The organism is Asanoa ishikariensis, assembly GCF_900107455.1.
GTDB lineage: Bacteria > Actinomycetota > Actinomycetes > Mycobacteriales > Micromonosporaceae > Asanoa > Asanoa ishikariensis.
In genome coordinates this window covers 876,581-903,329 of the sequence record NZ_FNQB01000004.1, presented here as the reverse complement: position 1 = coordinate 903,329, position 26,749 = coordinate 876,581, and the positions used below count along the sequence as shown (strand labels likewise).

The following is a 26,749-nucleotide window of genomic DNA, read 5'->3' as shown; positions in this document are numbered from 1 at the left end:
AGCAAGAAGGATGCCCAGGAGGCGGCGGACTGGCTGGTCGACCGGTTCTCTCGGCTGGTGCCCGGACTGGCGGTGACCGCAAGCGTCGACGCGGGCGGCGGGCAGTACCTCGTCGCCTTGGCCACCGGTAGACGCTGAACGGGCCCCGGCCGGCGGGCCGACGACCCAGGGCGGCCACCCAAGCCGCCATTCTGACTCACGCCGCCGTCCAGAGCCTGGGCTGTCTGGCGAGATGCCCGCGGCCGTGCAGCGGAGGTCGAGAAAGTTCGCGACCACATCCTGGGCTTGGGTCACTTCTGGGGCGACACGGATCCCAGAACCCGTCAGCGTTACGTCCGCGATCTTCTTGCGCCACTGCTGCCGGACGACGAGCTCCGGCGCGAACTCACTTCCTGACCGGCGGCAACGAACCAGCGTCGAACCGACCGAGCGCGCGGCCACAAGAGGAACGTGCCAGTTCCCTCGGTCAACGGTCGTAGGACCGGTAGGGCCGGTAGCCGGCGCAGGACGGGTCAGGGCAGGTCCGGCAAGCGCCAGACTCAAGCAGGAGCCGCCGAAGAGTTCCGGAACGTTCGGGTGATGGACGATGTGTTGACGGCCGACGAAAGACCTGGTGCCGTAGACGAGCGCTTCCTCTGCGGCCATGCCTTCCAGCGCGTTGCCGGGCGTCTGCGGGTTCAACAACACGTTCCAACGCACTGACGAGTCTTGATCGCGTGACAGACGCTCCAGGGCATCCGGTGGTGTGCGCTCGTTGCGAGCGGTCCAGAGCCGGACCGGGCGGATGTCGTCAACAGCCAGTTCCCGCAGCCTTTCCGACGAAGTCTCCAGTGAACGCGCCTCGAGAACCCTGAGATAACCGAGCCTTCGCTACGTCGCGCACCGCCGCACCTGGCAGATCTCCGGCGGGCAGCAGCAGCGGGTCGCCATCGCCCGGGCGCTGGCCGTGGACAGCCCGCTGCTGTTGCTCGACGAGCCGTTCGCGGCGTTGGACGCGCTGACCCGCGAACGGTTGCAGGAGGACCTGCGTCAGGTCACCCACGGCCGCACCTGCGTGTTCGTCACCCACAGCGTCGACGAGGCGGTGTTCCTGGGCAGCCGGGTAGTGGTGCTGACCAGTCGACCCGGCCGGATCGCGCTCGACCTCGACGTCGACCTGCCCCGCACCGGCGTGGAGCCCGACGTGCTGCGCGGCCTGCCCCGCTACGCCGCACTCCGCGCCGAGATCGGCCACGCCGTCCGGGCGGCGGCCGTCGCGCACTAGAAGGGAGACACCATGTCCGGCACGGATCTCGACCTGGCCACCGACCGCCTCTCGCCGGAGTTCGGCTCCGAGGTGTTCGGCCTCGACCTCGGCAATGCCACCGACGACGAGCTCGCGGCCGTACGCCGTACCCTCGTGGACCGCAAGGTGTTGTTCTTCCGCGACCAGCAGCTCGACGAGGACGGGCAGGTCAGCCTCGGCCGGCGCATCGGTGAGCTGACCGCGTCGCACCCGGTGGTCGGCGGTGTCGACGAGGCGCATCCGGAGATCTACGCGCTCGACAGCGCCGACGACGGGTTCGCCGACGTGTGGCACACCGACGTCACCTTCATGCGGCGCCCACCGCTGGGCTCGATCCTGCGGGCGGTCACCCTGCCGCCGTCGGGCGGCGACACGAGCTGGGCCGACACGCAGCTCGCGTACCGGTCACTGTCCGCGCCTGTGCGCCAGCTGGCGGACCAGCTCACCGCGGTGCACGACGGCAACCGGGAGTTCGGCTACTACCTGGCCCAGCGGCGCGGCGGTCGGGGCAGTGTCTGGGACGGCGAGGTGGTCACCCGCCTCGACCCCGTCGAGCACCCGGTCGTGCGGGTGCACCCGGAGACGGGCCTGCGCGGCCTGTTCGTCAACCCGGGCTTCACCTCACACATCGTCGGCGTCTCGGACGCCGAGAGCCGCGGCATCCTGGACCTGCTGTACGCCCACCTGACCAAGCCCGAGCACATCGTGCGCCACCGCTGGCGCGCCGGCGACGTGGTGATGTGGGACAACCGCAGCACCGCCCACTACGCCAACCGCGATTACGGCAGCGCCCACCGCGTCATGCACCGCATCACCCTGCGCGGCGACGAACCGTACGGTCCCTAGTCCGCGAGCGTGGGTAGCAGCGCGACGGCCGCGTCGAGGTCGGCTTCGAGGCTGCGGTCGGCGTCGTCCGCACTGGCGAAAGCCGCCAGCGGCCCCGGTAGCTGGCCGCCGCGTTGCCGGACCGCCCGCGCAGCCGCCACCAGCTCGCAGCCCACCACCACGGCGGCCCGGTCGGCGGCCGTCGCCAACCGCGCCGCCGACTGGGTCGCGAAGCTCGCGTGCTCCTCGGCGCCCATCGACAGGGCGCCGCCGCTGGCCGCCGCGACCGCACCGCCGGCACAGCCGCGCAGCTCGGCGAGTGCGCTGTGTGCGACGTACTCGAGGATCATCACGCCGGAGCTGTCCTGCGGGCCGGTGGCGAGGAAGGCGCGCAACCCGGTGGTCGCCGGGTCGACCAGGCTCGCGAGGCGGGCCGCCGACAGCGCGGCCGTCTGGGCGAGAGCGGCGCACAGCCCGTCGGCGGCGGCCGCGAGTGCGGCGGTGTGGAAGTTTCCATTGTGGACAGCACGACCCGAGGCGACGAGCGGATTCTCCGCCGCGGCGTTGAGCGCGACCGTGAGCACGGCGTCGAGCCGGTCCGCGGCGTCGAAGGCGGTGCCGTGCACCTGCGGCAGCGCCCGGTACGCGTAGGAGTCCTGGACCCGGCGCTGACTGCGATCCACGATCAGTGCCCGCACCATCGCCGCGACGCGGGCCTGGCCCGGGTACGGGTTCGCCGCCTGGACCGCTTCGGCGAACGGCTCCGGCGAGGCGTCCACGGCGTCCATCGACAGGGCCGCGACCGTGACCATCGCCCGCAGCAGCCGGTCCGTGTCGCACCACGCCAGCGCGGCCGCACCGATGGTCGCCGCGCTGCTGCTGATCAGCGCCAGCGCGTCGCCGTCGTCGATGTCGACCACGGGCATCGTGCCGCCCTGCCACGGCCGCTCGCCGAGCAGGCACAGGGCGGTCGTCGCGAGCGCGGTCAGGTCGCCGGTGCCGATCGCCCCGATGCTGCGGACGGGCGGGGTGAGTCCCTGGTTCAGCGCCTCCACCAGGGCGGCGACGACCCGCGGGTGGACGCCCGCTCCCCCGGCGGCGAGCTGGTTGACCCGGACGGCGAGCATCGCCCGGGCCTGATCGGCCGGGACGGGCGCCCCCGCGCCGCAGGCGTGACTGCGCAGCAGCCGCAACCCGTTGCCAAATGCCGCGTCGGCATGCTTGTTGGCGCCGACTCCCGTGGTGCGTCCGTAGACGGAGCCGTCGCCGAGCGGCCGGGCCGCCACCGCGATCCGCTCCCAGCCGGCGTCGGTCACCCGCACCGGCGCGCCGCCGCGGGCGATCGTCTCGACGTCGCCGGCGCGCAGGCCGGTGCCGTCGAGGTCGACGGTCGGACTCACGATGCCGCGGGCGCCCGGCGCAGCGTGATGTCGTTGCACTGCTCGCAGACGGATTCCGGGATCAGGTTGGCCCGCATCAGCGCCGCGAAGATGACGCAGCCGATGCAGAAGGCGAACACGGACTCGAGGGTCGCCGCCACGAGGACGAGTCCGAGAACGACCTTGCCCGCGGTGGCCAGGCCGAAACCGACCCAGAGCACGGCCGCGGTCGTGGTGATGACGGCGCCCATGCCCTGCGCGAACCGCTTCGGCGGCCCCGGCACCGGCTTGGCGGCGACCGGCAGCCGCGGCGTGACGACCCGGGTGACGAGCTGCCCGAGCGGCGACAGCGTCGGGCCGGTGGCCACCCGGGCGAGGAACCCGTACGCCATGACTACCGTCAGCCACCGCAGGTCGAAGATCAGCGCGGCGGCCGCCATGATCACGACGCCGCCCGCGACCAGCCGTGCCGAGACCTCGTTGACGGGATTCGGGAAGCTGAACAGGTTGCGCCACATGCGTCGCTCCCGGGCCGTGTTCGTCAGCCCTGCCATCCTACTCGGCCGATAGGTTTAGTGCCGCGATCACCGCGTCGGCGTGCGCGGACGCCCACTTGGCGGCCGCGTCCGCGACGTCCGGTTCGAGGACCGCCAGGGGCGATGCCGGGACGGTCGCGCCGAGCTCGACCAGCAGGTCGGTCAGCGTGGCGCCGACCGACTGCCGGTGGGCCTCCGACGCGGCGATCGCGACCGGCACCGCGACCAGACCGGCCAGCTCCCGATGGCCGAACCGATCCAGGAAGACCTTCAACAGCCCGGTGTACGTGCCCTTGTAGGTCGGAGTGGCCACCACGAGCAGCCGCGCCGCGCGCACCACGGCGAACGGGTCCTCCACCGGCGCGGCGGCCACCGCCGGCTCGGCCGAGAACGTGATGCCCACGAGCTCGCTGAGCTCCAGCACGCGCGGCTCGTCGAGCACCGCCCGGGCCGACAGCTCCGCCACCGCCGCGTCGGCCAGCGAGCGGGTCCGTGAGCCGGACCGTGGGTTGCCGACCAAGGTCACCACCGAGGTCACGTCGTCTCCCGCCACTTCCACTATGGACGCCGCGTTCGGCTCCCCAAACATTCTCGGCGAGCGCGACGCGCGCTGTCAACCACACCCATCGGGTTAATAGGATTAAACACAGCTTCGTCGCAGTTGGGGCACCCGGACCACCTGCACGATCGGCTCGAAACAATGTCTTGAAAGTCGACTGGTTTAGTGGGATATTCGGATCCATGGCTGGCACGCCAGCCGATCCGCGGCGACGCCGGCGACAACGCCGTGCGGCTGGTGCTCGCCTGTTCGCGTATGCGTTTTTCAGCAGAAGTGCGTCCCTTGACGAGTTGTGCGCGCCTATGCGCTGAAGGAGGACACGTTCCCCGATGAAGACCCGGATCCGAGCAACCATCGCGATCGCACTCGCCGCCGGCCTCGCGCTGTCGGCGTGCGGTAGCGGTGACGAGGGTGCGTCGTCAGGCGGAGGCTCCACGACGTTGTCGATCGTGGGCTTCGCCGTCCCCGAGGCGGCCAACAAGGCGATCGCCCAGGCGTGGAACAAGACGCCGGAGGGCAAGGGCGTCCGCTTCCAGACCTCCTACGGCGCCTCCGGTGACCAGAGTCGCGCGGTCGTCGCCGGGCTGAAGGCCGACTACGTGCACTTCTCGGTCACCAGCGACGTGACCCGCCTGGTCGACGCCGACCTGGTCGACCCGACCTGGGACGACGGACCGAACAAGGGTGTCGTCTCGTCGTCGATCGTGGTGCTGGCGGTCCCGAAGGGCAACCCGAAGAACATCAAGGACTGGGACGACCTGATCAAGCCGGGCATCAAGATCGTGACGCCCAACCCGGCCTCCTCGGGCGCGGCCCGGTGGAACGCGCTCGCCGCCTGGGGCCACATCGCCGCCAACGGCGGCACCGACGCCCAGGCCACGGAGTACCTGACCAAGCTGTTCGCCAACGTCTCGTCGCTGCCCAACAGCGGCCGTGACGCGACCACCAGCTTCCTCAACGGCGGCGGCGACGTCCTGCTCGCCTACGAGAACGAGGCGATCCTCGCCACCCAGAACGGCGAGGAGCTCGACTGGGTGATCCCGTCGACGACGATCAAGATCGAGAACCCGGGTGCGGTGCTCAAGGCCGCCGACCCCAAGGCCAAGGACTGGCTGAACTTCGTGCTGAGCAAGGACGGGCAGCGCCAGTTCGCGCTCAAGGGCTTCCGGCCGATCATCGACGGCGTGGACACCACCGGGATCGAAGGCGCTAAGGACGCCAACGACCCGTTCCCGACGCCGCCGAAGCTGCTCACCGTCGAGAAGGACTTCGGGAGCTGGTCGGACCTGTCGAAGAAGTTCTTCGACGAGAAGGAGGGCATCATCGTGAAGATCATCACGGCCTCCGGAAAAGCTTCATGACCTCAGCGACCCTCGCCCCGGCTCCGACGGCTCTCAAGCGCCGTCGGGGCCGGGACGGCCGCCTCACCCGGACCTCGGGCCTGGGCCTCGGCATCGCGATGCTGTGGTTCAGCCTGCTCGTGCTGATTCCGCTCGCCGCCGTGGTGACCACCGCGGTGACGGGCGGCTGGAGCGGGTTCTGGGACGCGGTGACCAACGAGCAGACCGCGGCCGCCATCCGGCTGACCGTCGGCACCGCCTTCCTCGTCACGCTCGTCAACATCGTCATGGGCACGCTCATCGCGTGGGTGCTCGTGCGGGACCGGTTCTTCGGCCAGCGTGCGCTCGAGGTGCTCATCGACATCCCGTTCGCCCTGCCGACGATCGTCGCCGGCCTGGTGCTGCTGTCGCTGTACGGCCCGGACAGCCCGCTCGGCGTCGACATCGCCAACACCCGGATCGCCGTGTTCCTGGCGTTCCTGTTCGTCACGCTGCCGTTCATCGTGCGTACCGTCCAGCCGGTCCTGGCCGAGCTGGACCGCGACGCCGAGGACGCGGCGGCCTCGCTGGGAGCGAGCCGGCTCACCACGTTCCGGCGGATCACGCTGCCCAGCATCGCGCCGGCGATCGCGGCGGGTGCCGCCCTCTCGTTCGCGCGCGGCGTCAGCGAGTACGGCTCGCTGGTCCTGCTCTCCGGCAACCTGCCGATGCGTACGGAGGTGACCTCGGTGCGGATCCTCAGCAGCATCGAGAACGACAACCTGCCCGGCGCGGCGGCGGTCGCGACCGTGCTGCTGGCGATCTCGTTCGTGGTGATCGTGGCCCTCGACATCATCCAGCGCAGGGTGGTGCGCCGTGGCTGACCGCACCGCACCGGCCCGGACCCGCGGCCCTTCCCGCTACGTCATCCGGCTCGTCGTCATCGCGTACCTGTTCTTCCTGGTCGCCTGGCCGGTCTACCTCGTCGGCAAGAACGCCTTCAGCGACGGGTTCGAGAACCTCCGCGGCATCATCGAGGACCCGGACATCGTCCACGCCCTCAACCTGACGATCACCGTGGCGATCATCGCCGTGGTGATCAACACCGTGTTCGGCGTGGGGATCTCGCTGCTGCTCGTGCGCTACCAGTTCCCCGGCAAGCGGCTGCTGAGCGCGCTGCTCGACGTGCCGTTGTCGGTCTCGCCGATCGTCGTGGGCCTGGCCCTCGTGCTGGTGTACGGCGGCCGCAACGGCTGGTTCGGCCCGACCCTGGAGAGCGCCGGATTCCAGGTCATCTTCGCGACACCGGGAATCGTGCTCGCCACCGTGTTCGTCGCACTGCCGCTGGTGATCCGCGAGGTCGTGCCCGTCCTCGAGGAGCTCGGCGACGAACAGGAGCAGGCGGCCCGCAGCCTGGGCGCCAACGCCGTCCAGACGTTCCTGCGGATCACCCTTCCCGCCATCAAGTGGGGAGTCATCTACGGTGTCGTGCTCAGCCTGGCGCGTTCGCTGGGCGAGTTCGGGGCCGTCAAGGTCGTCTCCGGCAACGTCCTCGGCGAGACCAGGACCGCGACGCTCGTGGTCGAGGAGAACTACCTCAACTTCGACAAGGGCGGGGCGTACGCCACCGCCTTCCTGCTCGCCCTTGTGGCTGTCGCCTGCATCATCGTCGTCTCCGTCATCCGGCCTAAGGAAGACCGTTGAGCATCGAGATCGTCAACGTAACCAAGCGTTTCGGAGGGTTCGTCGCGCTCGACGACGTGTCCGTGAGCATCCCGTCCGGGCAGCTCACCGCGCTGCTCGGCCCCTCCGGTGGTGGCAAGTCCACGCTACTGCGCATCATCGCGGGCCTGGAGCACGCCGACACGGGCCGGATCGAGATCGAGGGCCTCGAGGCGACCGACCTGGCCCCGCAGAAGCGCAACGTCGGCTTCGTGTTCCAGCACTACGCCGCGTTCAAGCACCTGTCGGTCCGGCGCAACGTGGCCTTCGGCCTGGAGATCCGGCGGCGGCCCAAGCCGGAGATCCGCAAGCGGGTCGACGAGCTGCTCGAGCTCGTACACCTGGAGCAGTTCGCCGACCGGCTGCCGTCTCAGCTTTCGGGTGGCCAGCGCCAGCGGATGGCTCTGGCGCGGGCGCTGGCCGTCGAGCCGACGGTGTTGTTGCTCGACGAGCCGTTCGGTGCGCTCGACGCGAAGGTCCGCAAAGAGCTTCGCGACTGGCTGCGCCGGCTGCACGACGAGGTCAACGTGACCACGGTGTTCGTCACGCACGACCAGGAGGAGGCCCTCGAGGTCGCCGACGAGATCGTCGTCATCAACGACGGCCGCATCGAACAGATCGGAACACCGGACCAGCTCTACGACGAGCCCGCCAACGACTTCGTGATGCGATTCCTCGGCCCGGTCACCCAACTCGGCGAGCACCTCGTGCGGCCGCACGACCTGGAGATCGTCACCGACGGCTCCGGCGCGGCCGCTGTCGCGGGCCGGGTCACCCGCATCGTGCGGGTCGGGTTCGAGGTCCGCGTGGAGGTCACCACCGAGGACCAGGTCGTCCTGGTGACCCTGACCCGGGCCAAGTTCCTTTCGCTCGGCATCGAGACCGGCGCGACCGTCTCGGTGCGGATCGTGCCGTCGGGTGGCGCCGGAGTCGGCCGTCAGATCCGCGCGGCCACCGTCCAGACCAGCTAAATAGTGCGGATGACCCGCCGGGCGGCGGCCGCGAACGACTGCCCGGCGTTGGTTGTCCTGCCTGGAAGGAACCGATCGGTGCAGATCTCGGCCCGCAGCGACTACGCCGTCAAGGCGATGATCGGCGCCGCCCTGCACGCGGGAGAAGGCTTCATCTCCAGCGCGCGCCTCGCCGAAGGGCAGAACATCCCCCAGAGCTTCATTCCCACCATCCTGGCGGACCTGCGCCGCGGCGGCCTGCTGACCAGCCAGCGGGGCTTCGTCGGCGGGTACGTGCTGGCCCGGCCCGCCGCCGAGATCAGCGTCGGCGACATCCTGCGGACGATCCAGGGATCGCTCACCACCGTGCGCGGGCTTTCCCTCGACGACGTCGACTACCGCGCTGACGCGAACGCCAACCTCACCACGCTGTGGCAGTCAGTCGAGGACTCCATCGCCGCCGTCGTCGACCGCGTCACGCTGGCCGACCTGGTCGCCGCCCGAGAGTCCTGCCGGGACTGAAGCCTGCTTCCGGGTGCCTGGGCCTTCGCCGGGCTATGACGCGCGCCGGTAGCGGTGGCGCAGGTCGGCGTAGCGGCCCGCGTGGTAGAGCAGCGGCTGCTCGTCTCCCCCGACGTGCTCGCCGTGCACCGGGGTAGCCAGCACGATCGTGTGGTCGCCCGCGGTGACCGAGCCGGCGATCCGGCAGACGATCCGGGCCAGGGCACCATCCAGCAGCGGCACCCCGTCCGGACCCGGCTGCCACGAGCCGTGCGCCGCGAACCGGTCGATGCCGCTGGTCGCGAAGGTCCGCGCGACGTCCTCCTGGTGCTCGCCCAGCACGTGGACCGCGACGGTGCCGGCCGCCCGGACCGCCGGCCAGGCCGACGCGGTGTGGGCGATGCCGAACGAGACGAGCGGCGGGTCGAGCGACACGGAGGTGAACGAGGTGGCGGTGAAGCCCGCCGGGGGCGCGCCGGGCGCCGTCACCACGACGACACCGGCCGCGTGGTGGCGCAGCAGGCTGCGGAACAGAGCGGGCTCCACGGCGAAATCATCCGTGGGTACGGAGGTGACGGTCATCGAAGCGCCTCCCGCGTTGAGCATTGGCGGACCGGGTGCCGGCGCCAGTCCAGCAACGAGATCGCCGGGCAGTCAACGGATCCGGGGTGGTCATTGGCGTCCTCCGACAAACGCCGGCTGACCCCTGGACCATAACCTAGTAAGTCAGTAGGATTAGTAGGCTAACCGCCCCGGTCCTTACGGAGGTGCCCGTGGCACTCCCCCTGGCCAGTCCCGCCGACACGGCGGTCTACGGTTCCTACCGGTTCGACACGTCCGAGCCCCGTTACCGCTTCGGCGGCCGGATCGCCCCCGACGGCCCGTTTCCGCCCGAGCCCGGTCGCTACCACGTCTACGCGGGCTGGTTCTGCCCGTGGTCCCACCGCGTCACCATCACCCGGGCCCTGACCGGCCTGACCCACGTGGTCAGCGTCTCCTACGTCGACAACGAACGCGACGGCCGCGGCTGGGCGTTCCGCGAAAGCTACGGCCCGGACCCCGTCAACGGGTTCACGCTGCTGCGCGAGGCCTACGAGGCGACCGAACCGGGCTTCACCGGACTGGTCTCCGTGCCCACGCTCTGGGACCGCGCGACCCGGCAGGTCGTCAGCAACACCCACGCGGCCATCGAGGTCGACCTCGCGACCCGGTTCGACGCCGAGGTCGACGTCTTCCCGGTGCGGCTGCGCGCGGAGATCGAGGCCCTCGACGACTGGATCGGCCCGGCGATCAACCACGGCGTAGCCGCGGCGACCACGGCCGGACCCGCCGGCACCAGTGCCCGCGCCGCCCTGCTCGACGCCTTCGCCCGGCTCGACGAGCGGCTCGCGACCCAGCCCTTCCTGGTCGGCGACACGGTGACCCTCGCGGACATCCGGCTCTGGGTCACCCTGGTCCGCTACGACGTCGGACCCAACGCCGACCGCGCGATCCACCCCGGACTGCCCGAGTTCCCACACCTCTGGGCGTACGCGCGGCGCCTCTACACGCTCCCCGCCTTCCGCGACACGACCGACTTCGCGGCCTTCACCCGACCCGGCGCCGAACAGCCCGACTGGACGGGTGTGTCCGCATGACGCTGCACCTTGCCGTCGCGCTCGACGGCGCCGGCTGGCACCCGGCGGCCTGGCGGGACGCCACCGCCCGGGCCGGCGCGCTCTTCGACCCCGACTACTGGCTCGACCTCGTCCGCACGGCCGAACGCGGCAAGCTCGACTTCGTCACCATCGAAGACGCGCTCGGCCTGCAATCCAGCCGCTTCGACGGCCTCGACGGACGCGCCGACCGGGTCAAGGGCCGCCTCGACGCGCTGCTCGTCGCGGCCCGCGCCGCGCCCGTGACCAGCCGGATCGGGCTGGTGCCGACGGTGACCGTCACCCACACCGAGCCGTTCCACGTCTCCACCCAGCTCGCCACCCTCGACTACCTGAGCACCGGCCGCGCCGGCTGGCGGCCCCAGGTGTCCGCCCGCCCCGGCGAGGCCGACCACTTCGGGCGCCGCCAGTTCCCCACCATCGACCCGATCGCGGCCGACGACCCGGCCACTGCGGCGTTCATCGCCGAACGGTTCGCCGAGGCCGCCGACCACGTCGAGGCCGTCCGGCGGCTCTGGGACAGTTGGGAGGACGACGCCGAGATCCGCGACGTGGCCACCGGCCGGTTCGTCGACCGCGACAAGCTGCACTACGTCGACTTCACCGGTCGGTTCTTCAGCGTCAAGGGACCGTCGATCACGCCGCGGCCGCCGCAGGGGCAGCCGGTGGTGACCGCGCTCGCGCATGCCCGCGTCCCGTACGAGTTCGCCGCCGCGTCCGCCGATGTGGTCTACGTGACCCCGACCTCCACGGACGATGCGGCCCGGATCGTGGCCGAGGTCCGATCCCTGCCCGCGGCCCACGAGCTGAAGGTGTTCGCCGACGTCACCGTGTTCCTCGATCCCGACCGCAAGGCCCGCCTCGACCGGATCGACCCCGGGTACGCCAGCGACGCGCACACGTACGTCGGTGACCCGGCCGGGCTGGCCGACCTGCTCCTGGACTGGCGGACCGCCGGCATCGAGGGCTTCCGGCTGCGGCCGGGTGTGCTGCCGGCCGACCTGAGCGCGATCGTCGACGGGCTGCTGCCGATCCTGCGCGCCCACGGGGCGTTCCGCACCGACTACACCGCCACCACGCTGCGCGGCCACCTCGGGCTGCGGGCGGCGGCCAATCGCTACGCGACCACCGGAGGCGCCGCATGAAGCAGATCATCCTGGCCGCGCACTTTCCGGGCGTCAACAACACCACGGTCTGGAGCGACCCGGCGTCCGGCAGCCAGATCGCCTTCGACTCGTTCGCGCGCTTCGCGCGTACCGCCGAGCGGGGCAAGTTCGACTTCTTCTTCCTCGCCGAAGGGTTGCGGCTGCGCGAGCAGCGCGGGCTGATCCACGACCTCGACGTGGTCGGCCGGCCCGACTCGGTGACGCTGCTGGCTGGTCTGGCCGCCGTGACCAGTCACCTCGGGCTGGCCGCCACCGTCAACGCCACCTACAACGAGCCGTACGAGCTCGCCCGTAAGCTCGCCTCGCTGGACCACCTCACCGGCGGGCGGGCCGGCTGGAACGTCGTGACCACCTCGGACGCGTTCACCGGCGAGAACTTCCGGCGCGGCGGCTACCTGGAACGGGCGGACCGGTACACCCGCGCCGCCGAGGTGCTGCGGACCGCCCGGGAGCTCTGGGACACCTGGCCGGCGGACGAGCTTGTCGCCGATGCGGCGGCGGGCGTCTTCGCCCGGCACGGCGACCCGGGTGCCTTCTCCCACACGGGCCAGCACGTCGAGATCCACGGCCACTTCACCGTGCCGCGCAGCCCGCAGGGCCGGCCGCTGATCATCCAGGCCGGCGACTCGGATCCCGGCCGGGAGTTCGCCGCCCGCGACGCCGACGCGATCTTCTCCCGGCACGGGACGCTCGAGGCCGGGAAGGCGTTCTACGCCGATGTGAAGGGGCGCATGGCCGCGTACGGCCGGCATCCCGACGAGCTCAAGATCCTGCCCGCCAGCACGTTCGTGCTCGGTGACACCGAGGCCGAGGCCCGCGACAAGGCCCACCACATCCGCCGCCAGCAGGTCAGCCCGCAGACCGCGATCCTGCTCCTGGAGCAGCTCTGGAACAAGGACCTCAGCGACCACGACCCCGACGGGCCGCTGCCCGCCTTCGACCCGGTGGCCGACGACGACAGCATCATCAAGGGCCGCACCCGGCTCTTCGACGACCACGTCGCCACCGCCCGTGAATGGCGGGCCATGGCCGAGGCCAAGAACCTGGGGATCCGGGACCTGATCATCGAGGTCACCGGGCGACAGACCTTCATCGGCACGCCGGCCACGGTCGCCGCGACGCTGGACGAGTTCGTGCAGAACGACGCGGCGGACGGCTTCATCCTCGTGCCGCACATCGTGCCCGGCGGGCTCGACGACTTCGTCGACACGGTGGTGCCGCTGCTCCAGGAGCGCGGCGTGTTCCGGGCCGACTACGCCACCAGCACGCTGCGCGGCCACCTCGGCCTGGAGGTCTGAGCATGTCCATCCCCCTGTCCATCCTCGACCTCGCGCCCGTGCCGTCGGGCTCCGACGCCGGGCAGGCGCTGCGCAACACCATCGACCTCGCCCAACGGGCCGAGGCGTTCGGCTACAACCGGTACTGGGTCGCCGAGCACCACTTCACCGACGGCGTCGCCAGCGCCGCGCCCGCCGTGCTGATCGGACTCATCGCCGCCGCCACGCAGCGGATCAGGGTCGGCTCGGGCGCAGTGCAGGTCGGCCATCAGACCGCGCTGTCCATCGTGGAGAGCTTCGGCCTCGTCGACGCCGTCCACCCCGGCCGGATCGATCTCGGCCTGGGCCGTTCGGGGCAACGGCGATCCGAGGCCATCAACTCGCTCGCCGGCCCTCCCCCGGAGCCCAAGCCCGCGCACGTCGTCGACGGCCTGCTGATCCCCGCGCCGTTCGACTTCTCGAAGCTCGTCGCCTCGCCCAAGTTCGGTGCCTTCGCCGCACTGTTGCAGCAACCGGGTGCCCAGTCGCCGGACCTCGCCGTCATCGTCGAGGAGATCCAGGCGCTGATCGACGGCAGCTACGCCCGCGACGGCATTGAGGTGCACGTGACACCCGGCGAGGGCGCCAAGGTGGAGCTCTGGATTCTCGGCAGCAGCGCCGGCCAGAGCGCCACGGTCGCCGGCGAGCGGGGCCTGCCGTTCGCGGCCAACTACCACGTCAGCCCCGCGACCGTACTCGAGGCGGTCGACGCGTACCGGGCCGCGTTCCGGCCCTCCGCCGTGCTCGACAAGCCGTACGTGCTCGTCTCCGCCGACGTGGTCGTCGCACCCACCGAAGCCACGGCGCAACACCTCGCCTCGCCCTACAAGCTGTGGGTGCACAGCATCCGCACGGGCCGCGGCGCGATCCCCTTCCCCACCCCGGCGGAGGCGGCCGCCGCGCCGTGGACCGACGACGACCAGGCGCTCGTGCAGGACCGGCTGGACACCCAGTTCGTCGGCGACCCGGCCGCGGTCGCCGAGCGGCTGCGGGTCCTGGCCAGCGTGACCCGGGCCGACGAGCTGCTGGTCACCACGATCACCCACGACCACTCCGACCGCGTACGCAGCTTCGAACTGCTCGCCGACGAATGGTTCGGACATTGAGCCGCCCGAGCACGGCCCGGTTCGGCACGCGGTTGTCGATCGTCGGTACGGCGCGCGAGAACCGCCATCTGCGCGTCGACGCCCGCGGTAGCAGCGCGGCTGACGAGTTTCTGGCCGGTGCGGTCCTCGGCCTGTCCCTCTGGCTCTGCCAGCACGGCGTCGACCGCCTGAGCGTGTGCGCGGGCCAGCATTGCGGGACGATGTTCCTCGATGCGACGACCGGCCGCGTACGCCGGTTCTGCGGCAAACGCTGCGCCACCCGCACCCACGTCCAGAAGCACCGCGCCCGGCTGGCCCACACCCGGTCGTACACCCCGCTGACGGAAGGATCCCGATCCCGATGACCACCACCGACGAACTGATCGCCAACGCCGCCCGCTATGCCGACAGCTTCGACAAGGGCGACCTGCCCCTGCCTCCGGCCCGCCAGGTGGCCGTCGTGGCCTGCATGGACGCGCGACTCAACCCCTACGGGCTGCTCGGCCTCTCCGAGGGCGACGCCCACGTGATCCGCAACGCCGGCGGCGTCGTCACCGCCGACCAGCTCCGCAGCCTCGCCATCAGCCAGCGGCTGCTCGGCACCACCGAGATCATCCTGATCCACCACACCGACTGCGGGATGCTCACCTTCACCGACGACGCGTTCAAGGCCGGCATCCAGGCCGAGACCGGTCAGAAGCCGGCCTGGGCGGCCGAGGCGTTCACTGACCTCGACGAGGACGTGCGCCAGTCGATCCGGCGCATCCAGGCGGACCCGTTCATCCCCGTCAAGGACTCGGTCCGCGGCTTCGTCTACGACGTGCACACCGGCAAGCTGCACGAGGTCAAGTAGCCCATCCACCGCGTGGGATCGGCATTGCCCGGACATCGCTCGGCCGTTAACCTACAAATCCGATAGGAGATATCTAGTTCTCGGGAGCTGCCGCATGCGCCGGTCCGTCATGAAGAGGCTCGTCCTCGCGCTCGTGCTCGCCGCCGTGTCCGGTGCACTGACCGCCTGCGGCGGTGACGACGCCGCGGCGGCCGGCGACGGCGACCCGCTGCGGGTCGGCTACCAGCGCTTCGGCGGCCTCGCGCTGGTCAAGGCCCGCGCCGCCGCACCCGACGTCACCTGGTCGCTGTTCGAGAGCGGGCCGGCCCTGACCGAGGCACTCAAGGCCGGCAGCATCGATGTCGGACAGACCGGCGAGGCGCCGCCCATCTTCGCCGCCGCGGGAAAGACCGACTTCCGCATCATCGGCACGAGCCAGCCCATCCCGCAGGGCGAGGCGGTGCTGGTCAAGGAGAAGAGCGGGTTCACCTCGTTCGCCGACCTCAAGGGCCGCACCGTCGCCCTCAACAAAGGCTCCAACGTGCACTGGCTGCTGGTGAAACTGTTGGAAGCCAACAAGATGACGCTCGACGACATCACCGTCAAATACCTCAAGCCGGCCGAGGGGCGCCCCGCCTTCGACAACGACCAGGTCGACGCCTGGATCATCTGGGATCCCTACTTCGCACTGGCCGAACAGCCGGGCGTGAAGGTGCTGGTCGACGCGTCCAACCTCGTCAACAACCGCGAGTACATCCTGGCCGCACCCGACGCCCTGACCGGCAAGGGCACACAGCTCGAGTCGTTCCTGCGGACCTATCGCGAGACGACGGACTGGGGCATCGCCAACCCGGAGGAACGCGCCCGCGTGCTGGCGCCCGAGTTGAAGATCGACGAAGCGGTCACCGCGCGGGCGCTGAGCCGCAGTGCCAAGCCGCTCGCGCCGGTCGACGCGACCATCGGGGCCGAGATCCAGACGATCGCCGACGGCTTCGCCAAGCTCGAGCTGATCCCGGAGCCGGTCGACATCAAGTCGCGCGTGGACGAGACGTACGCGGACGTGTTCCGGTGACGGCTCGCCGCTGGCGGCGGGCGTTGACTCCGGTGGCCGTCCTCCTCGCGTGGGAGGCGGCCAGCCGGGGCGGGCTGATCCCGCCGGCGAAGCTGCCCGCGCCCAGCACCGTGCTGGAGACCGGCTGGCGACTGGCCCGGTCGGGCGACCTCGGGGAACACCTCGGCGACTCGCTGACCCGCGCCGCCCTCGGCCTGGCCATCGGCGGCGCCCTCGGCGTCCTCCTCGGCACGGTCGCGGGCCTCATCCGGCTCGGTGACGACCTCGTCGACCCACCCGTGCAGATGGCCCGCATGCTCCCCCACCTCGCCCTCGTGCCGCTCGTGATCGTCTGGGTCGGCATCGACGAGTCGCTCAAGGTGACCCTGGTCGCCCTGGGCGCGTTCTTCCCGCTCTACCTCAACACCTACGCCGGCATCCGCGACGTCGACGAGCGCCTGGTCGAGGCGGCCCGCACCTGCGGACTGTCGACGCTGGCCCGGGTGCGCCACGTCGTGCTGCCCGGCTCGCTGCCGTCGCTGTTGCTCGGGCTGCGCCTCGCGATCGCGGCCGCCTGGCTCAGCCTCGTCGTCGGCGAGCAGGTCGCGGCGCAGAGCGGTATCGGCTTCATGATGATGGAGGCCCGCGAGTTCAGCCAGATCGACGTCGTCGTCCTGGGCCTGTTCGTCTACGGGTTGCTGGGCCTGGCCTCCGACCTGATCCTGCGCGCTGTGGAACGGAGGGCCCTCGCATGGCGGGTCGGGCTGAAGGCGAGCTGATCGCCGGTTTCGACGTCCGGCGGGCATTCGGGGCGTCGGTCGTACTGTCCGGTGTGGACATCATGATTCGCCGCGGTGAGGTCGTCGCGCTCCTCGGTGGCAGCGGGTCCGGCAAGAGCACGCTGCTGCGGGCACTGGCCGGCCTCGACCCCGACGCCACCGGCACGATCACCCGTCACGGCCGCAGCGCCGTCGTCTTCCAGGAACACCGCCTCCTGCCGTGGAAACGCGTCGCCGCCAACGTCGGCCTCGGGCTCACCGGCGACGTGCCACGCCGCGTCGCCGCCGCCCTGGCCGAGGTCGGCCTCGCCGACCGGGAGCGCGCCTGGCCGGCGGAGCTCTCCGGCGGCCAGGCGCAACGGGTCGCGTTCGCGCGGGCGCTCGTCAGGGAACCGGACCTGCTCCTGCTCGACGAGCCGTTCGGTGCCCTCGACGCGCTGACCCGGCTGCGGATGCAGGGACTCTTCGGCCGGTTGCGGGCCGAGCACGGGTTCTCGGCGCTGTTCGTCACCCACGACGTCGACGAGGCGCTCCTGCTCTCCGACCGCATCCTTCTGCTCGACGGCGGCGTCATCGCCGAGGACATCGCCGTGGATCTCGACCACCCGCGCACCCCCGACCATTCGGGCTTCGGCGTGCTCCGCCGGCGCCTGCTGGCTCGACTCGGCGTACCCGTCCTGGAGGAAATCGCACCATGAGCCTGACGTTCCACTGGTTCCTGCCCACCTACGGCGACAGCCGCCACATCGTCGGCGGCGGACACGGCCTGCCCGCAGGCGTCGCCGGCGGCGCCCGCCCCGCCACCCGCGCCTATCTCGGCCAGATCGCGCGTACCGCCGAGCAACTCGGTTTCGTCGGCGCCCTCACCCCGACCGGAGCCTGGTGCGAGGACGCCTGGCTGTCGACCGCGACCCTCGTCGAGGCGACCGAGCGGCTCAAGTTCCTGGTCGCCTTCCGCCCCGGCCTGCTCTCACCGACCCTGGCCGCACAGATGGCCGCCACCTTCCAACGGCACTCCGACGGACGGCTGCTGCTCAACGTCGTCACCGGCGGCGAGGCCCACGAGCAGCGTGCCTACGGCGACTTCCTGGACAAGGACGCCCGCTACGCCCGCTGCGACGAGTTCCTCGAGGTCGCCCGCCGGCTCTGGCGCGGCGAACAGGTCACATACACCGGCCAACACATCACGGTCGAAGGCGCGGTGTTGCCCCGCGTGCCCGATCCGGTCCCACCGATCTACTTCGGAGGATCGTCCCCCGCCGCCGGCGACGTGGCGGCCAAGCACGCCGACGTATACCTGACCTGGGGCGAGCCGCCCGACGCGGTGGCCCGCAAGCTCGACTGGATCCGCGGTCTGGCCGGCACGCGCCCGGTCCGGTTCGGCATCCGGCTGCACGTGATCACCCGCGACACGTCCGAGGAAGCCTGGGCGCAGGCCCGCAAGCTGCTCGACGGGATCAACGACGCCGACATCGCGACCGTGCAGGCGGGCCTGGCCCAGAGCGAGTCGGAAGGACAGAAGCGGATGCTGGCGCTGCACGGCGGCCGCCGTGACAGCCTCGAGGTGGCCCCGAACCTGTGGGCCGGTGTCGGGCTGGTGCGCGGTGGCGCGGGGACCGCACTGGTCGGCAGCCACCAGGAAGTGGCCGACCGCATCATCGAGTACGCGGACCTCGGCATCGACGAGTTCATCCTGTCCGGCCACCCCCACCTCGAAGAGGCGTACTGGTTCGGCGAAGGAGTGCTGCCGATCCTGCGGGCGCGCGGACTCTGGCAGCACCCGGCGGGCGACCAGGCCGACGAAAAGCCCGCCGTCCCGTTCGCCGGAGCCGCACGCTAGGTCTGGTCGGGCAGCACCGCGATCGCCTCGATGGACACGAGCAGGCCGTGCGGCAGCCGCACGTTGGCGGGCGCGGAGCGGGCCGGAGGTGGATCGGGCATGTGCCGGGCGTAGACGGCGTTGAGCCGCGCGAAGTCGTTCACGTCGGCGTAGAAGATCGTCGTCTTCACCAGGTCGGCCAGGGAAGCGCCGGCGGTGGCGAGGACGGCGCCCAGGTTGAGCAGCGCCTGCTCGGTCTGTGCCTCGATCCCCTCCGGGATCGCCCCGGTGGCGGGGTCGATCCCGGCCATGCCGGAGCAGAACACGAACCCGTTGGCGACGATCGCCTGGCTGTACGGCCCGAGCGCGGCCGGTGCACCGTCACTCGAGATCGCTTGTCGCGTCATCGTTGTCCCTCCCGTGAGTCGCACCGAACTCTAGGGAGTCGCGCCGCCCGATGAAGTCGGGTTCAAGACCGTTACGGGGTCGCGGTCGCGGTCGGACGGAGCACGGCGCACGCCTGCATGGCCTGCGCGACCTTGGGGTCGGCCGTGCTCGGGTTGGCGCTCAGGTCGACGTCGTGGTCGGCGAGGCAGTTGCGATACGCCGCGCCGGCCTGGCGGTTGCCGGCGCTCGGACCGCGACCGTTGGCGCCGGGGCCACCCGTCGGCCGCAACGACCCACAGGCCTCCTGCGCCTTCTGCCAGGTCGCGTCGTCGACGCCCTCCGGTCGGAAGCCGCCACCCATCCGCCCGGACGGGAACGCCGTGGGACGGCCGGACGGGAAGGCGGTCGGACGGCCGGAGGGAAACGCCCGGGGACGGCCGGACGGCAGGTTGGCGATGCCGTGCTCGCGCAGACAGTCCAGGTACGCCGACGACCCGGCCGGTCCCGGGGCCGCGGCCTCAGCATCACCGTCGGAGCCGCAACCGGCCGCCAGCAACAGGACGGCGGAACCGACGACCAGCGCGAGCGTCCAGGCAGAGCGGGCAGACACAGGTCCTCCATTCTTGGACGTGCCGCGGGGTGGGGTTGACGTCCGCGGCACGCCGGCCCATGGGACCGCGGCAACCTCCACGCGCCGTCAGGCCAAGCTCGGAAGAACCTTCGAATCGGCTTTGAGCAAACTCCGAGGTACGACTCAGCGGCCTGCGAGGTGGACCGCCGAGACTCGCGGCTCATGGGCGTACGCCGGAAGACTTGGGCCGTATGCGGCCTCGTGGTGCTGGTCGTCGGGTCGGCCTCGGCAGGCGCGTACGCGCTCACCAGAGCCGATCCGGCACCGTCGACCGCGAAGGGCACGGCAAGGGTGGACCGCGGCGACGTGGTCAGCGCCGTCGCGACGACGGGATCGCTCGAACCCGCCCAGACCCGCACCCTCGGCTTCGCCACCGCCGGCACGGTGACCGTCGTCAAGGTGCGCCCGGGCGACCAGGTGAAGGCCGGCCAGGTGCTCGCCGAGATCGACGCCACCGGCGCACGGGAGCGCGTGGACGACGCCCGGGCGAAGCTCGACGACGCGCGGGACGCCCTGGACAAGGCGGACGACGCCGGGACGACGACCTGCACGGTCGCCTTCCGCACGAGCCCGAGCCCGTCGCCGTCAGCCACACCGACACCGACCGGCCGCCCGACGACGTCCCCGTCACCCACCCACCGCCCGACCGCGCCGCCGTCGAGCCAACCCACCCACGCCACGCGTGACGGCGGCTGCACCAACCAGCGCGGCGGCGACCCCCTGCTCTCCGCGCAGCAACGGGTGAACAGCGCCGACCTCGCGCTCGCCGAGGCGCAGGACCAACTCGCCGGCACCAGGATCAAGGCACCGATCGCCGGCAAGGTCCTCACGGTCGCCGGGGTGGTCGGCACGGACGTCGGCGCCGGCAGCACCTTCGTGTCGGTGGCCGACGTCGCCGGCATGCAGGTCGCGGCCGACTTCCCGGAGGCCGACGCGAACCGTCTCAAGGTCGGCCAGGTCGCCACCGTCACGCTGGCCAACCGGCCCGGCGACGACCTGACCGCCCGCGTCGTCCAGGTCAGCCCGGTCGGCACCGCCGACGGCGACCTGGTCCGCTACGGCGTGGTGCTCGCCTTCGACGAGAACCCCGCCGACCTGCTGGTGGGCCAGAGCGCGAACGTACGTGTCACCACGGGCGAGGCCACCGGCGTCCTGCGGGTGCCCTCGTCAGCGGTGCACGGCGACGGCAGCGCGGTGGTCCGGACGGCGGCCGGCGACCAGACCCGCAGTGTCGAGGTGGGCCTGCGCGGCGACCAGTACACGGAGATAAAGACCGGCCTCGTCGAAGGCGACGAAGTGGTCACCCCCTAGGCCCTAGTTCCCAGGTGGCTTTGAGGTGGCGCGAGGCTGGCTCCGAGGCAGCGCCTCCAAGCTGTCGCGCATGCGCCGATCCCTTCCGAGACCGGGCCTGCCGCCCGCGCTCGTGGTCAACGTCGTGCTCGCGCTGGCGGTGGCCGGCACGGCCGCATGGGCGTACACCTCCTTCGGCAAGGCCGAGGCAGCCGAGTCGGCGTCGGGCAACACCCGCACCATCGCCGCCGCAGAGGGCACCGTGACCGCCACGGTCTCCGCGGACGGCACCGTGCGGAGCGCCTCGACCGCGAGCGCCTCGTTCGACACGTCCGGGACGGTCACCGACATCCGTGTGAAGGTCGGCGACAAGGTCAAGAAGGGCCAGGTGCTGGCCACGGTCGACGACACCGCCGCGCGACGCAAGCTCGACGCCGCCCAGGCCGACCAGGACGCCGCACAGGCCGCGCTCGACCGGGCCGAGGACGCCGACAGCGACACCTCCGAGGCCGAGGCCCAGGTGAGCCAGGCCGACGCCGCCGTCGAGGAGGCCGAGGACGGTGTCGCCGGCGCCACCCTCAAAGCGCCGAAAGCCGGCACGATCACCGCGGTCAACGGCACCGTCGGCGGGTCGGCCTCCGGAACGAGCTCGAAGGACACCACAGGTTTCATCGACATCGCCGACCTCACCAAGCTCGAAGTCGCCGCCGAGGTCTCCGAGACCGACGCCACGAAGCTCAAGACCGGCCAGGAAGGCACCATCACCTGGAACGCGCTGCCGGCTGCCGAGACCACCGGCGCGCTCGCCACCGTCGACCCCAACGCGACGTCCGAGAACAACGTCGTGACCTACGGTGTGACCTTCACCCTCGACGAGCTGCCCGACGGGGTGCGGGCGGGGCAGAGCGTCAAGGTGTCGGTCACCGTCGGGCAGGCCGACAACGTCGTCTACGTCAACTCGGCCGCCGTCACCAGCGCCGGCAACCGACACACGGTCACCGTCATGGAGAACGGCCAGCGGGTCGTCCGCGCGGTCGAGATCGGGCTGAAGGGTGACGCCACGACCGAGATCAAGGACGGTCTCGCAGCCGGTGAGCAGGTGGTGGTCACCCTGCCGTCGACGACGTCCAACCAGGGCGGGTTCACCGGACCCGGCTTCCCGGGTGGCGGAGGCTTCCCCGGCGGCGGACGGACCGGTGGCGGTCGCACCGGAGGCGGGCGGTGACCGTCCTCGACGTCCGCGCGGTCACCAAGGTGTACGGCGACGGCGCCGCCACCGTGCACGCCCTGCGCGGAGTCTCCCTCGACGTCGAGCGCGGCGAGTACGTGGCCATCATGGGCTCGTCCGGCTCCGGCAAGTCGACCCTGATGAACATCCTGGGCTGCCTGGACATCCCGTCCACCGGTCGGTACCTGCTCGACGGCGTCGACGTGAGCCGCCTCAACGACCGTCAGCTCGCCCTCGTCCGCAACCGGCGCATCGGGTTCGTCTTCCAGTCGTTCAACCTGATCCCGCGTACGACCGCCGTGGCCAATGTGGAGCTTCCGCTGGCGTACGCGGGCGTCAAGCCGGCCGAGCGCCGCCGTCGCGCGCTGGTGGCCCTGGACATGGTCGGCCTCGCCGATCGGGCCGGCCATGAGCCCAACCAGCTCTCCGGCGGGCAGCAACAGCGCGTCGCGGTGGCCCGGGCGCTGGTCACCGAGCCCGCCCTGGTCCTCGCCGACGAGCCGACCGGCAACCTCGACAGCCGGTCCACGGAGGACATCCTGCGCATCTTCGACGACCTGCACGCGGCCGGCCGCACCATCGTCCTGATCACCCACGAGACCGACGTGGCCGCCCGGGCCAGCCGACTGATCCGGCTCTTCGACGGACAGATCGCCTCCGACATCTGGCAAGAGCGGATCCTGACATGAGCCTTTTCGAGGTGCTGCGCTTCGCCGTACGCGGAATCGGCGCCAACAAGCTCCGCTCCGGCCTGACCATGCTCGGCATCCTGATCGGTGTCGCCGCGGTGATCCTGCTCGTCGCGGTCGGCAACGGCTCGGCCCGCGAGGTCGCGCAACGGATCGAGGCACTGGGCACCAAGACGCTGACCGTGCAGGGCGTCGGCGGAGACCAGGTCCTCACCCCGGCGGTGGCGCAGGCGCTGCACGACCCGGTGCTCGCGCCCGACGTCACCTCGGTGTCACCGGTCGTGAGCACGCAGGCGACGCTGACCTACCAGGGCACTGACCACGCGGTGCAGCAGTTCGTCGGCAGCTACCCGAGCTATTTCGGCGCGTCCAACTCCCCCGTCGGCACCGGTTCGGCGTTCACCGACGACGACGTCGCGCAGGGCCGCCGGGTCGTCGTCATCGGCCGGACCGTCGCCGAGGAGCTGTTCCCCGGCGTCGAGCCGGTCGGCAAGGAGCTCACCGTCAGCGGCGCGCTGTTCACCGTCGTCGGCGTGCTGGACGAGAAGAGCAGCGCGTCCGGCTTCATGGACGCCAACGACCTCGCGATCGCCCCGCTCACCGCGGTCCAACAGACCCTGACCGGGTACGGCGCCTACAACTCGATCGTCGTCGAGGCCGGCTCGACGGAGCAGGTGGCCGACGCGCAGTCACAGGTCTCGCTGATCCTGTCGCAACGGGTCCACGTCCCGGCGGGCTCGACGAGCCAGCCCTACCGGATCCAGAACGCCTCCCAGTTGCTGGAGACGCAGAGCGAGACGGCCGACACGTTCACCACGCTGCTCGGCGCGGTCGCCGGGATCAGCCTGCTGGTCGGTGGCATCGGCATCACCAACATCATGCTGGTGACGGTGACCGAGCGGACCCGCGAGATCGGCATCCGCAAGGCTCTGGGCGCGCCCCGCCGGGTGATCCTGACGCAGTTCCTCGCCGAGGCCACGATGCTGAGCCTGCTCGGCGGCGGGCTGGGCGTGGCGGCCGCGCTCATCGGCAGCCACTTCACGATCGTCGGCGTGCGCCCGGTGATCGTCCCCAGCTCCGTCGCGCTGGCGCTGTGCGTCTCCGTCGCGATCGGCCTCTTCTTCGGCAGCGTCCCCGCGAACCGGGCCGCCCGCCTGCGTCCCATCGACGCCCTCCGCTACGAGTGACACCGGGAGAATCGCGTGACCACATTGGACGCACAGCTCGCCGCCGCGGCCGGCCGTCGCTGGTGGAACCGGTGGACCGTCGTCCTGGCGGTGGCGCTGCTGCTGGTCGGCGGCTTCGCGACGGGCATCGAGGTCCAGAAGGCGTACGGTGAGCAGCCCACGGGCGGCGGCGGGTTCCGTGGCCAGGGCGGGTTCACCCCGCCGACGGCGTTCCCGGGCGGCGGAGCGGCCCGTGGCGGCACCGGAAACAGCGGTTCCGGCTCCGGCGAGACGACGACCGGCACCGTGAAGCTCGTCGACGGCACCACCGTCTACGTCGAGACGGCGGCGGGCGAGGTCGTCACCGTCCGCACCGACGGCGCGACCACCGTCGCGATACCCGGCAAGCTCAAGGACCTCAAGGCCGGCGACAAGGTCAGCGTCCAGGGCGGCGCCGACGGCTCGACAGCGGCGACCTCGGTGACCAGGTCCAAGTAGGACTCAGGTCTCCGGCGGGATGTTGTGGTTGATCCGGAACAGGTTGCGCGGGTCGTAGGACCGCTTGACCTCGCGCAGCCGGTGGTAGGTGTCCGGCTCGTACGCCCGCGCCACCGCATCGGGCGCGAGGTCGTAGCCGGTCAGGAAGTTCGCCTGCTGGTGGCCGGTCGACCACGGGGCCAGCGCGCCGGAGATCGCGGCCAACGGGGCACGGAACTGCTCCGCCAGGCCGGGTCCGGTCCCGAACGCCCCGCCGAAGAGCTGGAAACCGGCGTCCCGGTTGCCGACGGCGTTCGGCACGCTCGGGTCGCGGCCGAGAGCGCCGCCGAGCTGGCGGATCTCGATCATCCCGGCCGGGGTGTCGGCGTCCGGTCCGGCGACGTCGATCAGCGCCTGCTCGGCGTCCGCCGGGAAGTCGCTGAGCAGGGCCGACACCTCGTACGTCGGCACCGGATCGAGCGGGTCCTGGTGGATGGCGGCGATCCCCGTGTACGGCATCTCGGTCACCGTGTCGATCAGGGCGGGCGCGGTGGCGCGCAGGTCCGCGATGAGCCGTTCGCCTTCGGCGGGCGGCCCCAGATAGGCGACCCGCACGTGGACGGTGAACCGGTCGCGCAGCGGCTCCGGCACGTCCGGCTGGTCGGGCAACCGCATGAACGCGAACGAGAGGGTCAGCTCCTGCGGCGAAGCGGCGACCAGCCGGCGGAACGCGTCGAGCACCGGTTCGACGTGCTCGCCGGCGAAGTAGATGCCACCGCCATACAGTTCCGTCATCGGCACCAGGTCGAGGTCGAGCGAGGTGACCACGCCGAAGTTTCCCTTGCCGCCGCGGATCGCCCAGAACAGGTCCGGCTCGTGTGCGGCGTCGATGTGCCGGAGCTCGCCGTCCGGGGTGACGATGTCGGCGGACCGCACATGGTCGGCGGCCCAGCCGTACGTGCGGCCCAGCGTCGCGCTCAGCCCGCCGCCGAGGGCGTAGCCGACCACGCCCACGTTGGGCGACGAGCCGGCCAGCGGTGCGAGGCCTTCCGGGAACGCCGCGTCGATCAGGGGCTGGGCCGTGACCGCGCCGCCGATGGTCGCCGACCGCGTCGGGGTGTCGACGACGATGTCCTTGAGCCGGCGCAGGTTGACCATGACGGCGCCGTCGGAGGCCACGACCGCGCCGTGCCCGGTGGCGACCGCGGCGACGGGCAGGTCGTTGGCGGCCGCGAAGCGCACGGCGGCCTGCACGTCGGCGGTGGACGTGGCACCGACCACGACCGCCGGCCGTTCGACCAGCGTCTCGTTCCAGGTGGCGGTCTCCGCCGGGTAGTCCGCGTCGCCGGGGGCGAGGACGGGGCCGGCGACCTGCGAAGCCAGCCGCCCCAGATCGGCCCGATCGATAACGTACGTCATCCGAAGCCCCTTCTGATCTCGTTGCCCGCTTCACGCGGGCGTGGAGCAGATCCGACCGGGGGGACGTGCCTCGACGGTATCCAGCGTCAGCCCTTGCCGCCCAGCATCGATCTGAGCTGGGACAGCAGGACCTCGCGCAGCTCTTCGGGCGACGGCGCGGGTCCGCGCTGCACGGCGAACAGGGTCAGCCCAGCCAGGCTCGCCAGCAGCAGGTCCGTCACGGCCTCGGCGTCGTGTGCGGGCGTGAAGTCGCCGCGCTGGATGCCCTCACGCACGGCGGCCAGGAACGGCTCCCGGTAACGCGTGCGTACGTGCGCGCTGTGCTGGCCGAGGTCGTCGTCGCGCATGGCGAACCGCCAGAACTCGACGAGGACCTGCCGGGCGCTCTCCGAGTTGTGCAGGCTCCGGTCCACCAGGGCGACCAGCCGCCGCCACGGGTCGGGCTCGGCCTCGGACACCGCTTCCAGCGCGACCACCTCGCGGTCGGTGAAGGCCTCCATGGCCTCGATGACCATGTCCTCCCGCGACCCGAAGTAGTTCTGGAGCGTGCTGATCGCGACGCCGCTGGCCAGCGACACGTCCGTGAACCGCGTGTTCTCGTATCCGCGCGCGGCGAGCACGGTCGCCACCGCGTCCAGGACAGCCATCCGCTTGGTCCCGCCGGCCCGCCGTCGTCGCGTCAC

General features: G+C 71.4%; 30 protein-coding genes and 1 pseudogene. 22 read left to right on the top strand and 9 right to left on the bottom strand.

Going from position 1 to position 26,749, the window contains the following annotated elements; translation table 11 throughout:
- Positions 1-786: hypothetical protein (locus tag BLV39_RS45200; protein ID WP_425304724.1), on the bottom strand; the 786-nt coding region annotated here is incomplete at its 3' end.
- Positions 787-892: 106 nt separating this feature from the next.
- Here BLV39_RS45200 and BLV39_RS36960 point away from each other — a divergent pair.
- Positions 893-1,264 (top strand): annotated as a pseudogene (locus BLV39_RS36960) (ATP-binding cassette domain-containing protein); the annotation flags it as partial.
- A 12-nt stretch (positions 1,265-1,276) separates the two neighbouring features.
- A complete protein-coding gene (locus tag BLV39_RS36955; RefSeq protein WP_090802742.1) occupies positions 1,277-2,131 on the top strand; it encodes a TauD/TfdA dioxygenase family protein in 855 nt (284 codons plus the stop codon).
- On the opposite strand, the gene BLV39_RS36950 is transcribed toward BLV39_RS36955, so the two are convergent.
- From BLV39_RS36950 to BLV39_RS36940, 3 genes are read right to left on the bottom strand one after another with little or no spacing between them, the layout of a single operon-like run.
- On the bottom strand, positions 2,128-3,510 hold the full coding sequence (locus tag BLV39_RS36950) for an aromatic amino acid lyase (RefSeq protein WP_204082671.1): 1,383 nt from the start codon (positions 3,508-3,510) through the stop codon (positions 2,128-2,130). The two genes, BLV39_RS36955 and BLV39_RS36950, sit on opposite strands and share 4 nt — an antisense overlap.
- Positions 3,507-4,007 carry a DUF4395 domain-containing protein gene (locus BLV39_RS36945; protein ID WP_090802737.1) on the bottom strand — a complete coding sequence of 167 codons (501 nt, stop codon included), beginning with the start codon at positions 4,005-4,007 and terminating at the stop codon, positions 3,507-3,509. The genes BLV39_RS36950 and BLV39_RS36945 overlap by 4 nt, the downstream gene beginning before the upstream one ends.
- 37 nt (positions 4,008-4,044) lie before the next feature.
- Complete coding sequence (locus tag BLV39_RS36940; RefSeq protein WP_176985260.1) at positions 4,045-4,563, bottom strand: NAD(P)H-dependent oxidoreductase; 519 nt, start codon at positions 4,561-4,563, stop codon at positions 4,045-4,047.
- 350 nt (positions 4,564-4,913) lie between these two features.
- Between BLV39_RS36940 and BLV39_RS36935 the strand changes: the two genes are divergently transcribed.
- The 5 genes from BLV39_RS36935 (at position 4,914) to BLV39_RS36915 (ending at position 9,097) form a co-directional block, all read left to right on the top strand.
- Positions 4,914-5,945 (top strand): sulfate ABC transporter substrate-binding protein, encoded by a 1,032-nt coding sequence (locus tag BLV39_RS36935; RefSeq protein ID WP_090802731.1) that lies wholly within the window; start codon positions 4,914-4,916, stop codon positions 5,943-5,945.
- A complete protein-coding gene (gene cysT, locus BLV39_RS36930; RefSeq protein ID WP_090802729.1) occupies positions 5,942-6,787 on the top strand; it encodes a sulfate ABC transporter permease subunit CysT in 846 nt (281 codons plus the stop codon). The genes BLV39_RS36935 and cysT overlap by 4 nt, the downstream gene beginning before the upstream one ends.
- Complete coding sequence (locus BLV39_RS36925) at positions 6,780-7,607, top strand: sulfate ABC transporter permease (protein ID WP_090802727.1); 828 nt, start codon at positions 6,780-6,782, stop codon at positions 7,605-7,607. The genes cysT and BLV39_RS36925 overlap by 8 nt, the downstream gene beginning before the upstream one ends.
- The gene (locus BLV39_RS36920) at positions 7,604-8,596 is read left to right on the top strand and encodes a sulfate/molybdate ABC transporter ATP-binding protein (RefSeq protein WP_090802726.1); all 993 of its coding nucleotides are present in this window, start codon (positions 7,604-7,606) and stop codon (positions 8,594-8,596) included. Before BLV39_RS36925 ends, BLV39_RS36920 begins: the two co-directional genes overlap by 4 nt.
- A gap of 78 nt (positions 8,597-8,674) precedes the next feature.
- Positions 8,675-9,097, top strand: coding sequence for an RrF2 family transcriptional regulator (locus tag BLV39_RS36915; protein ID WP_090802725.1), 423 nt, complete (start codon positions 8,675-8,677; stop codon positions 9,095-9,097).
- A gap of 33 nt (positions 9,098-9,130) precedes the next feature.
- Here the strand turns inward: BLV39_RS36915 and BLV39_RS36910 are convergent, their stop codons facing one another.
- On the bottom strand, positions 9,131-9,658 hold the full coding sequence (locus tag BLV39_RS36910; protein WP_090802932.1) for a flavin reductase family protein: 528 nt from the start codon (positions 9,656-9,658) through the stop codon (positions 9,131-9,133).
- Positions 9,659-9,849: 191 nt separating this feature from the next.
- Between BLV39_RS36910 and BLV39_RS36905 the strand changes: the two genes are divergently transcribed.
- The 10 genes from BLV39_RS36905 to BLV39_RS36860 all read left to right on the top strand — a co-directional run bounded on the left by BLV39_RS36905 (position 9,850) and on the right by BLV39_RS36860 (position 18,800).
- Positions 9,850-10,713 (top strand): glutathione S-transferase C-terminal domain-containing protein, encoded by an 864-nt coding sequence (locus BLV39_RS36905; RefSeq protein ID WP_204082672.1) that lies wholly within the window; start codon positions 9,850-9,852, stop codon positions 10,711-10,713.
- Entirely contained in the window at positions 10,710-11,876 is a 1,167-nt protein-coding gene (locus BLV39_RS36900; protein WP_090802721.1) for an LLM class flavin-dependent oxidoreductase, read from the top strand. The genes BLV39_RS36905 and BLV39_RS36900 overlap by 4 nt, the downstream gene beginning before the upstream one ends.
- Positions 11,873-13,195: an NtaA/DmoA family FMN-dependent monooxygenase gene (locus tag BLV39_RS36895; RefSeq protein ID WP_090802719.1), complete on the top strand. Its 1,323-nt coding sequence runs from the start codon at positions 11,873-11,875 to the stop codon at positions 13,193-13,195. The genes BLV39_RS36900 and BLV39_RS36895 overlap by 4 nt, the downstream gene beginning before the upstream one ends.
- Before the next feature lie 2 nt (positions 13,196-13,197).
- On the top strand, positions 13,198-14,319 hold the full coding sequence (locus BLV39_RS36890; RefSeq protein ID WP_090802712.1) for an LLM class flavin-dependent oxidoreductase: 1,122 nt from the start codon (positions 13,198-13,200) through the stop codon (positions 14,317-14,319).
- Complete coding sequence (locus BLV39_RS36885; protein WP_176985258.1) at positions 14,316-14,663, top strand: CGNR zinc finger domain-containing protein; 348 nt, start codon at positions 14,316-14,318, stop codon at positions 14,661-14,663. Before BLV39_RS36890 ends, BLV39_RS36885 begins: the two co-directional genes overlap by 4 nt.
- Positions 14,660-15,151: a beta-class carbonic anhydrase gene (locus tag BLV39_RS36880; RefSeq protein WP_090802706.1), complete on the top strand. Its 492-nt coding sequence runs from the start codon at positions 14,660-14,662 to the stop codon at positions 15,149-15,151. Before BLV39_RS36885 ends, BLV39_RS36880 begins: the two co-directional genes overlap by 4 nt.
- A gap of 94 nt (positions 15,152-15,245) precedes the next feature.
- Positions 15,246-16,202 carry an aliphatic sulfonate ABC transporter substrate-binding protein gene (locus BLV39_RS36875; protein WP_090802703.1) on the top strand — a complete coding sequence of 319 codons (957 nt, stop codon included), beginning with the start codon at positions 15,246-15,248 and terminating at the stop codon, positions 16,200-16,202.
- Positions 16,199-16,960 (top strand): ABC transporter permease, encoded by a 762-nt coding sequence (locus BLV39_RS36870; RefSeq protein ID WP_090802701.1) that lies wholly within the window; start codon positions 16,199-16,201, stop codon positions 16,958-16,960. The genes BLV39_RS36875 and BLV39_RS36870 overlap by 4 nt, the downstream gene beginning before the upstream one ends.
- Positions 16,933-17,658, top strand: coding sequence for an ABC transporter ATP-binding protein (locus BLV39_RS36865; protein ID WP_090802698.1), 726 nt, complete (start codon positions 16,933-16,935; stop codon positions 17,656-17,658). The genes BLV39_RS36870 and BLV39_RS36865 overlap by 28 nt, the downstream gene beginning before the upstream one ends.
- Entirely contained in the window at positions 17,655-18,800 is a 1,146-nt protein-coding gene (locus BLV39_RS36860; RefSeq protein ID WP_090802695.1) for an LLM class flavin-dependent oxidoreductase, read from the top strand. Before BLV39_RS36865 ends, BLV39_RS36860 begins: the two co-directional genes overlap by 4 nt.
- Here the strand turns inward: BLV39_RS36860 and BLV39_RS36855 are convergent.
- Both BLV39_RS36855 and BLV39_RS36850 read right to left on the bottom strand, forming a co-directional pair.
- Positions 18,797-19,186: a Rid family detoxifying hydrolase gene (locus tag BLV39_RS36855; protein ID WP_090802692.1), complete on the bottom strand. Its 390-nt coding sequence runs from the start codon at positions 19,184-19,186 to the stop codon at positions 18,797-18,799. The two genes, BLV39_RS36860 and BLV39_RS36855, sit on opposite strands and share 4 nt — an antisense overlap.
- A gap of 71 nt (positions 19,187-19,257) precedes the next feature.
- The gene (locus BLV39_RS36850) at positions 19,258-19,776 is read right to left on the bottom strand and encodes a hypothetical protein (RefSeq protein ID WP_239083505.1); all 519 of its coding nucleotides are present in this window, start codon (positions 19,774-19,776) and stop codon (positions 19,258-19,260) included.
- 183 nt (positions 19,777-19,959) lie between these two features.
- Between BLV39_RS36850 and BLV39_RS36845 the strand changes: the two genes are divergently transcribed.
- The 5 genes from BLV39_RS36845 to BLV39_RS36825 all read left to right on the top strand — a co-directional run bounded on the left by BLV39_RS36845 (position 19,960) and on the right by BLV39_RS36825 (position 24,668).
- Entirely contained in the window at positions 19,960-21,108 is a 1,149-nt protein-coding gene (locus tag BLV39_RS36845) for an efflux RND transporter periplasmic adaptor subunit (RefSeq protein WP_090802690.1), read from the top strand.
- Positions 21,109-21,178: 70 nt separating this feature from the next.
- On the top strand, positions 21,179-22,312 hold the full coding sequence (locus tag BLV39_RS36840) for an efflux RND transporter periplasmic adaptor subunit (protein WP_090802687.1): 1,134 nt from the start codon (positions 21,179-21,181) through the stop codon (positions 22,310-22,312).
- On the top strand, positions 22,309-23,004 hold the full coding sequence (locus BLV39_RS36835; RefSeq protein WP_090802685.1) for an ABC transporter ATP-binding protein: 696 nt from the start codon (positions 22,309-22,311) through the stop codon (positions 23,002-23,004). The genes BLV39_RS36840 and BLV39_RS36835 overlap by 4 nt, the downstream gene beginning before the upstream one ends.
- The gene (locus BLV39_RS36830) at positions 23,001-24,191 is read left to right on the top strand and encodes an ABC transporter permease (RefSeq protein ID WP_090802683.1); all 1,191 of its coding nucleotides are present in this window, start codon (positions 23,001-23,003) and stop codon (positions 24,189-24,191) included. The genes BLV39_RS36835 and BLV39_RS36830 overlap by 4 nt, the downstream gene beginning before the upstream one ends.
- Before the next feature lie 15 nt (positions 24,192-24,206).
- On the top strand, positions 24,207-24,668 hold the full coding sequence (locus tag BLV39_RS36825; RefSeq protein WP_090802681.1) for a hypothetical protein: 462 nt from the start codon (positions 24,207-24,209) through the stop codon (positions 24,666-24,668).
- 3 nt (positions 24,669-24,671) lie between these two features.
- Here the strand turns inward: BLV39_RS36825 and BLV39_RS36820 are convergent, their stop codons facing one another.
- Entirely contained in the window at positions 24,672-26,066 is a 1,395-nt protein-coding gene (locus BLV39_RS36820) for an FAD-binding oxidoreductase (protein WP_090802679.1), read from the bottom strand.
- Between the two features lie 86 nt (positions 26,067-26,152).
- Positions 26,153-26,749, bottom strand: a complete 597-nt coding sequence (locus BLV39_RS36815) for a TetR/AcrR family transcriptional regulator (protein WP_143050048.1) — start codon at positions 26,747-26,749, stop codon at positions 26,153-26,155.

Coding starts and splice junctions, on each gene's coding strand:
- BLV39_RS36945 (WP_090802737.1), bottom strand. CDS start 4,007: ATGTGGCGCAACCTGTTCAGCTTCCCGAATCCCGTCAACGAGGTCTCG.
- BLV39_RS36855 (WP_090802692.1), bottom strand. CDS start 19,186: ATGACGCGACAAGCGATCTCGAGTGACGGTGCACCGGCCGCGCTCGGG.
- BLV39_RS36955 (WP_090802742.1), top strand. CDS start 1,277: ATGTCCGGCACGGATCTCGACCTGGCCACCGACCGCCTCTCGCCGGAG.
- BLV39_RS36840 (WP_090802687.1), top strand. CDS start 21,179: ATGCGCCGATCCCTTCCGAGACCGGGCCTGCCGCCCGCGCTCGTGGTC.
- BLV39_RS36820 (WP_090802679.1), bottom strand. CDS start 26,066: ATGACGTACGTTATCGATCGGGCCGATCTGGGGCGGCTGGCTTCGCAG.
- BLV39_RS36900 (WP_090802721.1), top strand. CDS start 10,710: ATGACGCTGCACCTTGCCGTCGCGCTCGACGGCGCCGGCTGGCACCCG.
- BLV39_RS36910 (WP_090802932.1), bottom strand. CDS start 9,658: ATGACCGTCACCTCCGTACCCACGGATGATTTCGCCGTGGAGCCCGCT.
- BLV39_RS36875 (WP_090802703.1), top strand. CDS start 15,246: ATGCGCCGGTCCGTCATGAAGAGGCTCGTCCTCGCGCTCGTGCTCGCC.
- cysT (WP_090802729.1), top strand. CDS start 5,942: ATGACCTCAGCGACCCTCGCCCCGGCTCCGACGGCTCTCAAGCGCCGT.
- BLV39_RS36890 (WP_090802712.1), top strand. CDS start 13,198: ATGTCCATCCCCCTGTCCATCCTCGACCTCGCGCCCGTGCCGTCGGGC.
- BLV39_RS36895 (WP_090802719.1), top strand. CDS start 11,873: ATGAAGCAGATCATCCTGGCCGCGCACTTTCCGGGCGTCAACAACACC.
- BLV39_RS36880 (WP_090802706.1), top strand. CDS start 14,660: ATGACCACCACCGACGAACTGATCGCCAACGCCGCCCGCTATGCCGAC.
- BLV39_RS36845 (WP_090802690.1), top strand. CDS start 19,960: ATGGGCGTACGCCGGAAGACTTGGGCCGTATGCGGCCTCGTGGTGCTG.
- BLV39_RS36830 (WP_090802683.1), top strand. CDS start 23,001: ATGAGCCTTTTCGAGGTGCTGCGCTTCGCCGTACGCGGAATCGGCGCC.
- BLV39_RS36935 (WP_090802731.1), top strand. CDS start 4,914: ATGAAGACCCGGATCCGAGCAACCATCGCGATCGCACTCGCCGCCGGC.
- BLV39_RS36860 (WP_090802695.1), top strand. CDS start 17,655: ATGAGCCTGACGTTCCACTGGTTCCTGCCCACCTACGGCGACAGCCGC.
- BLV39_RS36865 (WP_090802698.1), top strand. CDS start 16,933: ATGGCGGGTCGGGCTGAAGGCGAGCTGATCGCCGGTTTCGACGTCCGG.